Consider the following 14,032-nt stretch of genomic DNA (forward strand, 5'->3'; position numbering starts at 1 on the left):
GGGGTGGTGGCAGGGATCAAGGTGTCAGGTCGCTTCGCGCGCGGTCCTGAGCTGCGCAAACGCTCGCAACGTCTCCGCGGTGAACTGCAGCAGCAGCAGCGCGAAGCCCACCGGGATGAAGGCCTTCAACGCCCAGCGGAACGGGATGCCGCCGGGATTGGGCGAGCCCTCGTCCTGCGCGAAGGACACGCCGACATAGCGCCAGGACAGCCAGATCACGAGCACGCAGACGGCAAGCCCCGCCACGCCGGCGAAGAGGTCGATCGCCGCCCGCACCCGGGGCCGGAACTGCGCATAGAGCACGTCCACCCGCACATGCTCGCCATGCCGCAGGGCATAGGCCGCGCCGAGCAGCGCGATAGGCGACATCAGGTGCCATTCCAGCTCCTGCGCCCAGACGCTGCCCAGCGAGAAGCCGTAGCGCAGCAGCACATTGGCCGACATCACGACGACGAGCGCCGCGACCGCCACGGCCGAAAGCTGGCCGAGGCGGTCCACGACGGCATCGATCGCGCTGGCCAGGCGCGTGGCGGTGTCCTGCGCCACGCTCAGCCCTGGCGGATGCGGCTGTGGTACACGGCCTCGGAGTAGCCGGCCCAGGCATCGTATTTCGCCTTGTAGGCGAAGTAGCTGTCATGCACGCGCTTCGTCACCGGATCGCGCGACACGGCTTCGTCCAGCACAGCCATCGTCTCCGTCCGCATGCGCTCCACGATGGGGTCCGGCAGCGGCTGCGCGATCACGCCCTGGTTCTTCACCAGGTCCTCCATCGCCTCGGCATTGTTCTTCTGGCACCACGCCTCGGAGATCACGTTGCAGGCCGCGACGGCGTTCTCGACGATGGCCTTCAGGTCGTTCGGCAGCCGCGCCCAGGCAGCCTTGTTGATGATCAGCTCGGACGCCGTCGCCGTCTCGTGCCAGCCGGTGGTGTAGTAGTGCTTGGCCACACGCTGCAGGCCGAGCTGGCGGTCCAGGAAGGGCCCGACGAACTCCGCCGCGTCGATCACGCCACGCTCGAGCGCCGGGAAGATCTCGCCGCCCGGCAGCAGCCGCACATCCACGCCGAGCCGCTGGTAGACGCGCCCCGCGAGGCCCGGGATGCGCATCTTGAGGCCGCGCAGATCCTCAACCTTCTCGATCGGGCGGCGGAACCAGCCGGTCATCTGCACGCCGGTGTTGCCGCAGAGGAAGGGCACCAGGTTGAAGCGGTCGTACACCTCGCGCCACAGGTCGAGTCCGCCGCCGTCGTACATCCAGCCATTCAGCCCCTGGTAGTTCAGGCCGAAGGGCACGGCGGTGAAATACTGCGCGGCGAAGGTCTTGCCGGTCCAGAAATAGGCATTCGCGTAGTTCATCTCGACGATGCCGGAGGAGACGGCGTCGAAGCCCTCGGCGGCCGGGATCAGCTCGCCCGCGCCGAAGAACTGGATGCGGATGCGGTTGTTCGACATGCGCTGGATGCGGTCGATCAGGTCGCGCGCGCTGCCCGGGCCGGTGGAGTAGAACGCGGCCTGCGGCCCGTAGAAGCTCGTCATCCGCCAGTTGAAGGTGGTCTGCGCCGTCACGACGGCGGGCGTGGCGAGCGCGCCGGCAAGGCCGCCGGCGGCGCCGGCGACGAGGTTGCGACGATTCATCGTATGAAGTCTCCCGGACGAGATTTTCGCTCTGTCTTCAGCAACCCGCCTTCAGCAATCCGCGTGCCAGCGGGCTGCCGCGCGTGACGCTGCCTGCGTCGTCGCTGATGGTCGCAGACAGCGCATCAAGCCACCGTCGTGTGCCCGCTTCCTGGGCAATCCACGCTGGCATCCCCCGGCGCAAACGGGCAGGAGTGGCCCATGAGCCTCGTCCCGACCTTCGCCACCCCGCCCGGCTTCCTCGGCCTGCCGCCGCGCGCGGGCAGCACCGGGACGACGATCGCCGGCATCCCGCTCGACCTCGGCACAACCAACCGCGCCGGCACCCGCGAGGGCCCCGCCGCGATCCGGCGTGCCTCCCGCATGCTGGTGGATGGCGCGCATCCGGTGACGCGGGTGGATCCCCGCGCGCTGGACCTCGCCGACATCGGCGATTTCCGCCTGGCGCTCGGCGACCTCGCCGGCAGCCTGGCGCTGATCGAGCAGCAGGCCGCGGAGCATCAGCACCTGGTCGCGCTAGGCGGCGAGCACGGCATCACGCTGCCCCTGCTGCGCGCGCTGGCGAAGCGCGTCGGCGGCCCGCTCGCGCTGGTGCATTTCGACGCGCATTGCGACACCTGGCCCGAGAGCTTCGGCCAGCGCTTCTCGCACGGGCAGCCCTTCTTCCATGCGATCGAGGAGGGACTGCTCGATCCCAAGCGTATGATCCAGATCGGCATCCGCTCCCCGGTGGAGCCGGAAACGATGGCCTGGACGCTGGGCAAGGGGGTCACGATCCTCTCGGCGCAAGCGGTGCACGAGATGGGGCCGGCATCCGTGGCGGCCGGGATCGTGGACGTGGTCGGCCCCGCGCCCGCCTATCTCTCCTTCGACATCGACGCGCTCGACCCCGCCTTCGCGCCCGGCACCGGCACGCCCGAGATCGGCGGCCTGGCGAGCTGGCAGGCGCAGGCGATCCTGCGGCGCATCGGCGGCCTCGATTTCCGCGGCATGGACGTGGTGGAGGTGGCACCCGCCTACGACCACGCCGAGATCACCGCCCTCGCCGCGGCGACCATTGCCTGGGAATATCTCTGCCGCGCCGTATAATTCGGTAACATTTCCGGCCAATTCTCACCGGGGCAGGGTGGGTCGGTCGAGATCGCGTGCGTCGGCCGAAAAATCCCCTTGCAATCGCCCCAGGCCGCCGCTATTTCTCCGGCCGTCGCCGCGGCCTGTCCGTGGCGGCGAGTTCCGACGCCAGCGCACGTGCCGCGAGGCCCCGTTTCCGGGCCACAGCAACGACGGGACGCGTCTCTTGTCCGTGCCGGCCACCCATGGGCCGGAAAGTTCGGGGGAGCCGCCTGTGTCGCCTGAATGCCGCGGCGCGAGACGATCTCGCGACCCAGCCAGCGCCTGATCCGGCGCGCCACGCCCCGGCCCGCACCGCCGCAGTCCCCACGGGCTGCGCGCGGCGAGCGCCCGCGGCGCCGGCGCCCCGGTTGAGCGCGGCGCCCTGCCACGTCCCGCCCGCCCGCAAGGGCGGCGCGCCGTGCGCCAGGGGGCTGCGTCAGGCCGCCTCGCGGCTCCCTCCTTCCCCGCCGCCGCGCCGTGCCCGACAGGGCAGGGGCGTGGCGGCGGGGCGTCCTGCCACTCTGCGCTTCGGAACCCCTGCGATGACCGATCTCCGCTTCCGCGGCGCCGTCAGCCCGCTCTCCCGCGCGCCTGGCGGCGCGACGCTCCGCCGCCCTGACCAGAAGCTCCCCCGGAGCGTCGACGCGCTCGTCGCGCGCCTGCGCCCGGAAGCGCCGCTGCACTGCATCCGCCCCGCCACGATCGAGGGCGCGGCGCGGTCCTTCCTGGCCGCCTTCCCCGGCGAGACGCTCTACGCCGTGAAGTGCAACCCGGAGCCCGCGGTGCTGCGCGCCCTCTGGCGCGGCGGCGTGCGCCGCTTCGACTGCGCCTCGGAAGCCGAGGTGCGGCTGGTGCGCAACATGTTCCCGGACGCCGCGATCCACTTCATGCACCCCGTGAAGTCCCGCGGCGCCATCCGCGAGGCCTGGCAGCGCCAGGGCGTGCGCGACTTCGTGCTCGACAGCGCGGAGGAGCTTGCGAAGCTTCGCGAGGAGACCGGGGGCGGCGAGGGGCTTGGCCTCGTTGTGCGTCTCGCGCTGCCGAAGGGCGGTGCGATGTACGACCTCTCCGGCAAGTTCGGCGCCGCGCCGGCCGATGCCGTCGCGCTGCTGCGCGCCGCGCGGCCGCATGCGCAAAAGCTCGGCGTCAGCTTCCATGTCGGCAGCCAGTGCCTGGACCCCTCCGCCTATTCCCGTGCCATCGCGCTGGCCGCGGCGGTGATCCGGGAGGCGGGCGTGGCGGTGGACCTGCTCGATGTCGGCGGCGGCTTCCCGGTCGCCTACCCCGATGTCGTGCCCCCGCCGCTCCCCGCCTTCATGGCGGCGATCCGACAGGCCGTCGCGGCGGAGGGCCTTTCGGGCCTCGCGCTGTGGGCGGAGCCGGGCCGCGCGCTGGTCGCCGCGGGCACCTCCGTGGTGCTGCAGGTGCAGCACCGGCGCGGCGATGCGCTGTTCGTGAACGACGGCGTCTACGGCGCGCTGTCGGATGCGGGCGCACCGGGCTTCCGCTTCCCGGTGCGGCTGCTGCGCGACAGCGCCGCGCCGCTCGTCGCCTGCAGCTTCTTCGGCCCCACCTGCGACAGTGCGGACCACATGAAGGGTCCGTTCCTGCTGCCGGGGGATGTCGCCGAGGGCGACTGGATCGAGGTCGGCCAGCTCGGCGCCTATGGCGCCTCGCTGCGCACCGCCTTCAACGGCTTCGACCGCGCGGGCATTGCCGAGGTGGCGGACCCGCCGCTGCTCGAGACGCCTGGATACGAACTGGGCAAGGCCGCCTGAGCGGCCTTGCCCCCCACCCCTCATCGGAGACACCGACGGTGAAGCACGCGACCTTCCGCGGCCGCCTGGTCATGCTCGGCTTCGGCTCGATCGGCCAGGGCGTCCTGCCCCTCATCCTGCGTCACATCGAGATCGCGCGCGACGACATCACCATCGTCACCGCCGAGCCGCGCGGCCGCGAGGTCGCCGCCGAATACGGCATCCGGTTCGTCGAGCAGGCCGTCACGCGCGACAATCTGTCCGAGCTGCTCTCGCCACTGCTGCGGGCCGGCGATTTCCTGCTGAATCTGTCGGTGGACGTGTCGTCGGTGGCGCTGATGAAGCTCTGCCAGGAGCGCGACGTGCTCTATCTCGACACCGTCGTGGAGCCCTGGGCCGGCGGCTACACCGATCCCGCCCTCACGCCCTCCCAGCGCTCCAACTACGCGATGCGCGAGGAAGCGGTGGCGCTGCGTGAGATGGCCCGGGGCGGTCCCACCAGCATCACCGCGCATGGCGCCAATCCGGGCCTCGTCAGCCATTTCGTGAAGCAGGCGCTGCTCGACATCGCGCGCGACACCGGCGCGCCGATTGCCGCGCCGCCGCCGGCGTCCGACCGTGCCGCCTGGGCGAAGATCGCGGCCGATCTCGGCGTGAAGGTGATCCACATCGCGGAGCGCGACACGCAGGTCGCCGACCGCCCGAAGAAGCCCGGCGAGTTCGTCAACACCTGGTCGGTGGACGGCTTCGTGGGCGAGGGCTGCCAGCCCGCCGAGCTCGGCTGGGGCACGCATGAGAAGGCGCTGCCGGCCGACGGCCACCGCCACGGCTTCGGCTGCGACGCGGCGATCTACCTGATGCGCCCGGGTGCGAGCACGCGCGTCCGCACCTGGACGCCGCTCGAAGGCCCGTTCCACGGCTTCCTGATCACCCACAACGAGAGCATCTCGATCGCCGACTACTACACGCTGCGCGACGCCGACGGGCGCGTGCTGTACCGCCCGACCGCGCACTACGCCTACCATCCCTGTGACGATGCGGTGCTGTCGGTGCACGAGCTGGCGGGCAAGAACTGGCAGATGCAGCCGGAGAAGCGGCTGATGACGGACGAGATCGTCTCCGGCATGGACGAGCTCGGCGTGCTGCTCTGCGGCCACGCCAAGGGCGCCTACTGGTACGGCTCGCGGCTCACCATCGGCCAGGCGCGGGAGCTGGTGCCGCACAACAACGCCACCTCGCTGCAGGTGACGGCGGCCGTGCTGGCCGGCGTGATCTGGGCCATCGAGAACCCGCGCCGCGGCCTGGTCGAATCCGACGAGATGGACCACGACCGCATCCTGGAGATCTGCCGCCCGTATCTCGGCGAGGTCGTCGGCGTCTATTCCGACTGGACCCCGCTGCAGGATCGCGGCGTGCTGTTCCCCGAGGAGGTGGACGCCACCGACCCCTGGCAGTTCCGCAACATCCGCGTGGCCTGACGGCGCCCGTGCCCGCTCGCCTTCCTAACCCGCCCATTCCGCCCTAGCCTGCGCCCCGGTTCGGGAGGGTCCAGGCATGCATGTCCTCGTCATCGGCGCCGCCGGCATGGTCGGCCGCAAGCTCGTCGCGCGGATCGCCGCGGATGGCGCGGTGGGCGGGCGGCCAGTCACCAAGCTCAGCCTGATGGACGTGATCGCGCCGCAACTGCCCGAAGGGATGGCGGGCGAGGCCTGGGCGGCGGACATCTCCGCCGGCGGCGCCGCGGACCGCATGATCGCCGGCCGGCCGGAGCTGATCTTCCACCTCGCCGCCATCGTCTCCGGCGAGGCCGAGGCCGATTTCGACAAGGGCTACCGCATCAACCTGGACGGCACGCGCCTGCTGTTCGAGGAGATCCGCCAGGAATCGCTGCGCGCCGCCGGCGAGGGCGCGGAGTACAAGCCCCGCGTCGTCTTCACCTCCTCCATCGCGGTCTTCGGCGCGCCCTTTCCGGACGCGATCGGCGACGAGTTCTTCACCACGCCGCTCACCAGCTACGGCACGCAGAAGGCGATCGGCGAGCTGCTGCTGGCCGACTATTCGCGCCGCGGCTTCTTCGACGGCGTCGGCATCCGCCTGCCCACCATCTGCATCCGCCCCGGCCTGCCCAACAAGGCCGCCAGCGGCTTCTTCTCCAGCATCCTGCGCGAGCCGCTGGCCGGGAAGGAGGCCGTGCTGCCCGTGCCCGACACGGTGATGCACTGGCACGCCAGCCCGCGCGCCGCGGTCGGCTTCCTGCTGCACGCCGCGACGCTCGATACCGAACCACTCGGCGCGCGCCGCAACCTGACGATGCCGGGCCTCGCCGCGACGGTCGCCGAGCAGATCGAGGCGTTGCGCCGCGTCGCCGGCGACAAGGCCGTCGCGCTGATCCGCCGCGAGCCCGACGAGACCATCATGAGGATCGTCGCCGGCTGGCCCCGCCGCTTCGACGCGAAGCGGGCGGAATCGCTCGGCTTCCAGGCCGAGAAGAGTTTCGACGAGATCATCCGCGTGCATGTCGAGGACGAGCTGATGGGGAAGGTGCCGTGAAGCCCGGCGTTCTTGTCGTCGGGGAGCTGCCTGACTGGGATCTCGGGGCGCTGGCCGAACGCTTCGAGGTCCATCTCTACTACGCCACGGCCGACAAGCCCGGCATGCTCGCGCGGCACCGCGACACCATCCGCGCCATCGCAACGAAGGGCGAGGTCGGCGCCAGCGCCGAGCTGATGGACGCCCTCCCGAAGCTCGAGATCATCGGCTGCTACGGAGTCGGCTACGACCTGATCGACGTCCCCGCCGCCAAGGCGCGCGGCATCCGCGTCACCAACACGCCGGACGTGCTGACCGAGGAAGTGGCCGACATGGCCATAGGCCTGCTGCTCGCCGCCGCGCGCCGCATCCCGGCCGGCGATGCCTGGGTGCGCGACGGATCCTGGAAGACCAAGGGCTCCATGCCGCTGCAGACCCGCGTCTGGGGCAAGCGCATCGGCATCGTCGGCCTTGGCCGCATCGGCGCCGCCATTGCCCGCCGCGCGGAGGCCTTTCGCATGCCCATCGCCTACAGCGCGCGGCAGAAGAAGGACGTGCCCTACGACTGGTATCCCACCCCCGCCGCGCTGGCGCCGCATGTGGACATCCTGATGGTCTCCGCCGCCGGCGGGCCGGCCACCAAGGGCCTGGTGGACAGGACGGCGATCGAGGCACTGAAGCCCGGCGCGATCTTCTGCAACGTCTCCCGCGGCACGGTCGTGGACGAGGCCGCGCTGCTCGCCGCACTGAGGACGAAGCGCATCGCCGCTGCCGGCCTTGACGTGTTCCTGAACGAGCCGGACATCGACCCGGAATTCCTCACCTTCGACCATGTCGTGCTGCAGCCCCACGCCGCCAGCGCGACGGTCGAGACGCGCAAGGACATGGGCGCGCTGATGCGGGCCAATCTCGAAGCCCAGATGGAAGGCCGCCCCCTGCTCACGCCGGTCGCCTGACCGGCTCGCCGCGGCCTGGTCGCCATGGCGGCCGGTCGCCGCCTGGCGTTTTCCGCCGCAGCGGGGTCGCCAGCGCGGGAACCCATCCGCCGCGCCGCGCTTTCCGGAAGGAAGGCGATGCGCGCGAAGGGAGGCGGCGATGCTCTGGCGATCCACCACGCTCATCGGCAGCGGGCTCCGTGCGCGGGACGGCGGGATCGGCAGCATCGCCGACCTGCTCTTCGATGAAACCGACTGGAATGTCCGCTGGGTGGTCGTGGACACGGGCGGTTGGCTCACGGGGCGGAGGGTGCTGCTGCCGCCCTCGTGCTTTGGCGCGGCGGGCGGCACCACGCTGGAATATCCGGTGGACCTCACGCGCCGCCAGGTTGAGGAAAGCCCCGAGATCGGCTTCGACGCACCCGTTTCCCGCCAGCTCGAATCACGCGTCTACGGCCATTACGGCTGGACGCCCTATTGGAACCTCAGCTTCGCGCCGCCCTTCGCCGCGCCCACCGCCGTTCCCGCCGCGGGCGAGCCGCCCCGCTCCACCCCCGAGACGCGCGAGGAGCCGAGCGGCGACCCGCATCTGCGCAGCGCGAAGGAGGTCACCGGCTACTACATCCAGGCGACCGACGGCGACATCGGTCATGTGGAGGAGTTCCTGGTGGACGACGACCCCTGGGCCATCCGCTACGTGGTGGTGGACACCGCCAATTGGTGGCCGGCGCGCAAGGTGATCCTCTCGCCGCGCTGGTTCAGCGGCATCGACTGGGCGACGCAGCAGGTGCATGTCACCGTCACGCGCGACCAGGTGAAGGCGAGCCCGGAGTACGAGCCCTCCAGCCTGCTCGCGCGCGAGCATGAGGAACGGCTGCACGCGCATTATGGCGCACGCCCCTACTGGGGCTGAGCCGACGCGGGGTCACCCATTCACCGCCGCCACACCCGGTCCAGCGGCATCAGCCGGTTCACCAGCAGCAGCAGCGCGATCGTCACCAGGATGAAGATGGTGCTGATCGCGTTCACCGTGTTCTCGAGACTGAAGGTCGCCTCGGCATAGATGCGCACCGGCAGCGTCTGCATCCGCGCCGTCGTCAGGAAGGCGGTGACCGTGACCTCGCCGAAGGAATTCAGGAACCCGATCACGCAGGCCACGCCGATGCCGGGGCCGAGCTGCGGCAGGATCACCCGGCGGAACACCCGCGCGGGCGTGGCGCCAAGCCCGCCCGCCGCCTCCTCCAGGCTGCGGTCAAGCTGCGCCACGGAGGCGCGCAAAAGCATGAGCATGAAGGGCGCGATCAGCACCACATGCACCGCCAGGATGCCGAGGAAGGGCGGCACCATGTTGAACCATTGCAGCAGCCGCAGCATGCCGAGCCCGATGGCGATGCCCGGCAGCGCCAGCGGCAGCACATAGAGCGCGCCCAGCGCCTCCCGCCCCGCGAAGCCGCCGCGCACCAGCGCGAAGGCGGCCGGCAGGCTGATCGCCAGCGCGATCGCCACCGCGCAGAGCGCCAGCTGCAGGCTGGTCCAGGCGTCTTCCAGGTAGCGCGGATTCTCGAGGATCAGCGCATACCATTTCAACGTGAAGCCGACGAACTGCGCGACGGTCGCCTGCGGGCTGTCGTTCACGCTGGCTACGGCGACCAGCAGCAGCGGGAAGACCAGCAGCAGGATCGCAATGGCCAGCAACAGCCGCGAGACGATGGGCGCCAACGCTTCCGCCACCGCCACCAGCGCGCGGCGCAGCGCCGGCGGCAGCCTCAGGCGCGGCAGGGGCGGGCGGCCGGGAATCCAGGGTGTCAGAAGCGCGATGGCGCGGCCGATCAGGAAGGTGGCCAGCACGCCCGCGAACAGCATGAGCATCGCGAGCGCCGAGGCGAGGGGATAGTTCATCACCTCGATGCCTTCCTTCAGCACGATCATGCCGCTGACCAGCACCTTCCGGCCGCCCACCAGCGCCGCCGAGACATAGGATTCCGAAGCGAGCAGGAAGGTGATGACCAGCCCCGCGCGCAGCCCCGGCAGCGACAGCGGCAGCACCACGCGAAAGAAGCGCATCGCCGGCCCGGCGCCGAGGCTCGTCGCCGCCTCGTCAAGCCGCTTCTCCTGGCCTTCCAGCACGTCGTAGAGCGCCAGCACCATGAAGGGCAGGAAGACCTGCGTCAGCGCCAGCCCCACCGCGAACCAGCCGAACAGCAGGTCCGGCCGCGGCAGGCCGAGCTCCACCGCGAGCGAGGCAACAATGCCGCGCGGCGCCAGCAGCAGGATGATGCCGAGCGAGCGCACCACCACGTTGGTCAGCAGCGGCACCAGCACGATCGCGAAGCCGAGCGGCTTCCAGCGCGGCGGCAGCCGCGTCAGCCACAGCGCCAGCGGATAGCCCAGCACCGCGCAGGCCGTCGCCACGCCGACGCCGAGCAGCAGCGTGTTGAGGAACACGCGCATGTAGAAGCGGTCGCCGACCAGCTCCACATACTGCTCGGTGGAGGGCACCAGCAAGATCGGGTCGAACATCCCGCCCGTCTGCTGCACCGACAGCAGCGCGACGGCGCCGAGCGGCGCGGCGAAGGCCGCAAGCAGCCAGACGCCGTAGGGCAGGGCCAGCAGGCCCGAGCCGACCCTGCCCGTCATGGAACGCCCCGTGTCAGCCAGCGATCTCGCGAGTGAAGCGGGAGGACCAGCGCGGCTCGTTCTGCGCCACCACGCCCCAGTCGAAATCCACCAGCTTCTCGACCGCCGCCTGGCCCATCACCAGCTTCGCCGAAAGCTCCGCCGGCAGCGTCAGGTTGGTGATGGTCGGGCTGTAGTAGATCTGCTCGGCATAGGCCTGCTGGCATTCCGGCGAGAGATGCAGGTTCACCCAGGCCTCGGCCAGCGCCTGGTTGCGCGTGCCCGTGGTGATGCAGGCCACGTTCATCGCCACCACCTGGCCCTCGGTGGGATCGGCAACGACGATGTTCGGGTTGCGCGTCTCGGCATAGCGGCGGGTGAAGCTGCCGAACTCCACGCTCGCCGCGCCGACGCCGCTGTCGAACATGCCGTAGAGCTGGTCCTGGCTGCCCTGGATCGCGGCGAAGGGCTTCAGGCGCGCGATGTTCTGGAAGGCCGGGTCGATGTTGCGCTCGCTGCCGCCCCAGACCTTGGCCGACATCAGCAGCGCGGAGGTGCCCTGCGCGCCCGGGTAGGTCGGCCAGATCACCTTGCCCTTCAGGTCGTCGCGCCAGAAATCCTTCCACGACGTCATCGGTGACGCGACCGCGCGGCGGTCATAGACGATGGTGACGGGGTTGAAGGCCACGCCGTAGCCGCCCTGCCGCGCCAGCGGATAGAGGTTGGCGAAGTTCGGCACATTGGCGGTCGGCGCCTGCGTCACGCCGTCGCGCACCGCCTGGCGGCTTTCCGAGATGTTCAGGTACAGCACGTCGAAGCTCGGCCGGCCTCGCTCGGCATAGGCGCGCGCGCGCCGCTCCGTGGTGCCGCCGAGCACGTAGTTGATCTTCACGCCGTGCTGCTGCTCCAGCGGCGTGCCGCAATACTGGCGCACGATCCGCTCCTGCACGCCGCCCCAGACGCCGACGGTGAGCTCGTCACCGCGCCTGATCTGCGCGACGGCGTCCTTGCCCCAGATGGCCGGCGCGGCGAGCGCGGCGCCGAGCATCGTGCGACGGGTGGTGCGAGCGGTCATGCGGCTTCTCCTGCAGCGGTCTCGAAATCCTCGATCCAGCTCATCGCATCCGTGGGCGCGACCAGCATGGCGTGAGCGCCCGGCGAGAGGGCCGGCTCGGCGGTGGGGCGGCGCACGCGCAGCCGGTGCGCCCCGACCGCGAGCTCGTAATGCACCGCGTCATCCAGCCGCGTCGCCGCCTCGATCCTCGCCGCGGCGACCAGCGGCGCGTCCGGCGCGCTGTCGGGCCCCGTCAGCCGCAGCCGCGCGGCGCGCAGCACCAGATGAGTCGGGCGCGCGCCCGCGGGCAGCGGGATCGGCGGCAGCCCCGCCGCGCGGAACATGCCGGCCTCGGCGCGCCCTTCCAGCACGCTGCGCGCACCCAGGAAGCGCGCGGTGAAGAGGTGGCGCGGATGCTCGGTCAGTTCCGCCGGGCTCGCGCATTCCACGATGCGGCCGCGATCCATCACCGCGACGCGGTCGGCCAGCGCCAGCGCCTCCTCCTGGTCATGCGTTACGAACAGGGTGGTGATCCCGGCCTGGGTGCGCAGCCGCGCGATCTCCTCGCGCATCTCCACGCGCAGCCCGGCATCCAGGTTGGACAGCGGCTCGTCCAGCAGCAGCAGTTCGGGCCGGATCACCAGGGCGCGGGCCAGCGCCACGCGCTGCTGCTGCCCGCCCGACATCCGCGCCGGATAGCGATCCGCCAGCCGGTCCAGCCCGACCATCGCCAGCGCCTCCGCCACGCGCGAGTCGCGTTCGGCGCGGGACACGTTGCGCATCTCCAACCCGAAGGCGACGTTGCCCGCGGCGGTCAGGTGCGGGAACAGCGCGTAGTTCTGGAACACCATGCCGATCTGGCGGCGATGCGGCGGATCGCGCTCCACCGCGCGTCCGCCGATCAGGATGCGGCCCGAGTCGGGCGCGATGAACCCGGCGACGAGCCGCAGCGTGGTGGTCTTGCCGCAGCCTGATGGCCCCAGCAGCGCGATGCACTCGCCCCGCGCAACGTCGAGGGAGACGCCGTCCACGGCGGCCATGGCACCGTAGCGCTTGATCAATGCGTCAAGCCGGAGATGTGGGGCGGGCTGCACGCCGGAAGGGTAGGCAATCCCGATGCCACACCGCTAGCGCGTCGGATCGCGGATTTCGTTCGCATCCCGGCGGTGGCCTGCCCAATTTTTTTGCGTCTGCCCGCTTTCGCGCCGCACCCGTGCCGGGCTATGTCGGCCGCGCCGGGGCGACGCCCTGGCACGCCCCTTGCTGCGACTGCGCCGACTGCCATTTGGCAGGGCGCGCGGCGCCGGTTGGCGCGCGGCCGAGACGCGACGGAGGATTCACCCGCATGGGCACCACGAACCGCACCCGCTACCGCGTCGAACGTCGCGCCCTGCTTGGCGGTGCCGCCGGCTTTGTCCTGGCCGCGGTGCCGGGCGCCCGCGTGCCGGTGGCGCAGAGCCTCGACAAGGTGTCGTTCCAGACCAATTGGCGCGCCCAGGCCGAGCATGGCGGATACTACCAGGCGGTCGCGGCCGGCATCTATCGCCGCCACGGCCTGGATGTGGAGGTCCGCATGGGCGGGCCGCAGCAGAACCCCGCACAGCTCCTGCTCGCCGGCCGCGTGGACATGATCATGTCCAACGGCTTCCAGGCGCTGAACTACGTGCGCGAGAACCTGCCCTTCATGACCATCGGCGCCATCATGCAGAAGGATCCGCAGATCCTGATGACGCACGAGGGCAACGGCATCAATTCCTTCGAGGACATGCGCGGCCGCCCGATCCTGATCGGTGCCTCCGGCCGCGTCACCTTCTGGCCGTTCCTGCGCCGCCGCTTCGGCTTCGCCGACGAGCAGATCCGGCCCTACACCTTCAACGTCGGCCCGTTCATGGCCGATCGGAACGCCATCCAGCAGGGCTTCCTCTCCTCCGAGCCCTACGCCGCGATCGAGGCCGGCGCGCGTCCGAAGGTCTTCCTGATCGCCGATGCCGGCTACAACAACTACAACACCACCATCGACATCTCCCGCCGAATGGTGGAGCAGAAGCGCGACGTGGTGCAGCGCTTCGTCAACGCCACCATCGAGGGCTGGACGCAATACATGACCGGCCAGGGCATCGAGGAGGCGAATGCGCAGATCAAGCGCGACAACCCCGAGATGACGGACGCCAAGATCGCCTACGCGATCCGCGTGATGAACGAGAACGGCATCGTCCGCTCCGGTGAGGCGCTGAGCCTCGGGATCGGCGCCATGACCGATGCGCGCTGGCAGTCCTTCTACGAGACGATGCGCGATGTCGGCCTCTATCCGCCCGGCATGGACGTCAAGCGCGCCTACAGCCTGGACTTCGTGAACAAGCGGGTCGGTCTTGCCTGACCATGGCTTTCCGGCGG

Annotated in this window: 12 protein-coding genes; 7 read left to right on the forward strand and 5 right to left on the reverse strand. The window is 70.7% G+C overall.

Annotated elements, in window-relative coordinates:
- Positions 1-24 precede the first annotated feature (24 nt).
- Both DFH01_RS24735 and DFH01_RS24740 read right to left on the reverse strand, forming a co-directional pair.
- A complete protein-coding gene (locus DFH01_RS24735) occupies positions 25-546 on the reverse strand; it encodes a TRAP transporter small permease subunit (RefSeq protein ID WP_233256266.1) in 522 nt (173 codons plus the stop codon).
- Positions 547-548: 2 nt separating this feature from the next.
- A complete protein-coding gene (locus DFH01_RS24740) occupies positions 549-1,634 on the reverse strand; it encodes a TRAP transporter substrate-binding protein (RefSeq protein WP_109873180.1) in 1,086 nt (361 codons plus the stop codon).
- A 201-nt stretch (positions 1,635-1,835) separates the two neighbouring features.
- On the opposite strand from DFH01_RS24740, the gene speB reads away from it, so the two are divergent.
- From speB to DFH01_RS24770, 6 genes are all read left to right on the forward strand, one after another.
- Positions 1,836-2,723, forward strand: a complete 888-nt coding sequence (speB, locus tag DFH01_RS24745; protein WP_109873181.1) for an agmatinase — start codon at positions 1,836-1,838, stop codon at positions 2,721-2,723.
- 566 nt (positions 2,724-3,289) lie between these two features.
- A complete protein-coding gene (locus DFH01_RS24750; RefSeq protein WP_109873182.1) occupies positions 3,290-4,525 on the forward strand; it encodes a type III PLP-dependent enzyme in 1,236 nt (411 codons plus the stop codon).
- 38 nt (positions 4,526-4,563) lie between these two features.
- Complete coding sequence (locus DFH01_RS24755; protein WP_233256267.1) at positions 4,564-5,982, forward strand: homospermidine synthase; 1,419 nt, start codon at positions 4,564-4,566, stop codon at positions 5,980-5,982.
- A gap of 76 nt (positions 5,983-6,058) precedes the next feature.
- The gene (denD, locus tag DFH01_RS24760) at positions 6,059-7,054 is read left to right on the forward strand and encodes a D-erythronate dehydrogenase (RefSeq protein ID WP_109873183.1); all 996 of its coding nucleotides are present in this window, start codon (positions 6,059-6,061) and stop codon (positions 7,052-7,054) included.
- Positions 7,051-7,989, forward strand: coding sequence for a 2-hydroxyacid dehydrogenase (locus DFH01_RS24765; protein WP_109873184.1), 939 nt, complete (start codon positions 7,051-7,053; stop codon positions 7,987-7,989). Before denD ends, DFH01_RS24765 begins: the two co-directional genes overlap by 4 nt.
- A gap of 139 nt (positions 7,990-8,128) precedes the next feature.
- Entirely contained in the window at positions 8,129-8,881 is a 753-nt protein-coding gene (locus DFH01_RS24770; protein WP_109873185.1) for a PRC-barrel domain-containing protein, read from the forward strand.
- A gap of 20 nt (positions 8,882-8,901) precedes the next feature.
- Here the strand turns inward: DFH01_RS24770 and DFH01_RS24775 are convergent, their stop codons facing one another.
- From DFH01_RS24775 to DFH01_RS24785, 3 genes are read right to left on the reverse strand one after another with little or no spacing between them, the layout of a single operon-like run.
- Positions 8,902-10,605 (reverse strand): ABC transporter permease subunit, encoded by a 1,704-nt coding sequence (locus DFH01_RS24775; protein ID WP_109873186.1) that lies wholly within the window; start codon positions 10,603-10,605, stop codon positions 8,902-8,904.
- 13 nt (positions 10,606-10,618) lie between these two features.
- The gene (locus tag DFH01_RS24780; protein ID WP_109873187.1) at positions 10,619-11,659 is read right to left on the reverse strand and encodes an ABC transporter substrate-binding protein; all 1,041 of its coding nucleotides are present in this window, start codon (positions 11,657-11,659) and stop codon (positions 10,619-10,621) included.
- Complete coding sequence (locus tag DFH01_RS24785) at positions 11,656-12,732, reverse strand: ABC transporter ATP-binding protein (protein WP_233256268.1); 1,077 nt, start codon at positions 12,730-12,732, stop codon at positions 11,656-11,658. Before DFH01_RS24785 ends, DFH01_RS24780 begins: the two co-directional genes overlap by 4 nt.
- Before the next feature lie 251 nt (positions 12,733-12,983).
- Here DFH01_RS24785 and DFH01_RS24790 point away from each other — a divergent pair, with 251 nt between their 5' ends.
- Positions 12,984-14,015 carry an ABC transporter substrate-binding protein gene (locus DFH01_RS24790; RefSeq protein WP_109873188.1) on the forward strand — a complete coding sequence of 344 codons (1,032 nt, stop codon included), beginning with the start codon at positions 12,984-12,986 and terminating at the stop codon, positions 14,013-14,015.
- Positions 14,016-14,032 lie beyond the last annotated feature (17 nt).

Source organism: Falsiroseomonas bella (genome assembly GCF_003173615.1).
Lineage (GTDB): Bacteria > Pseudomonadota > Alphaproteobacteria > Acetobacterales > Acetobacteraceae > Falsiroseomonas > Falsiroseomonas bella.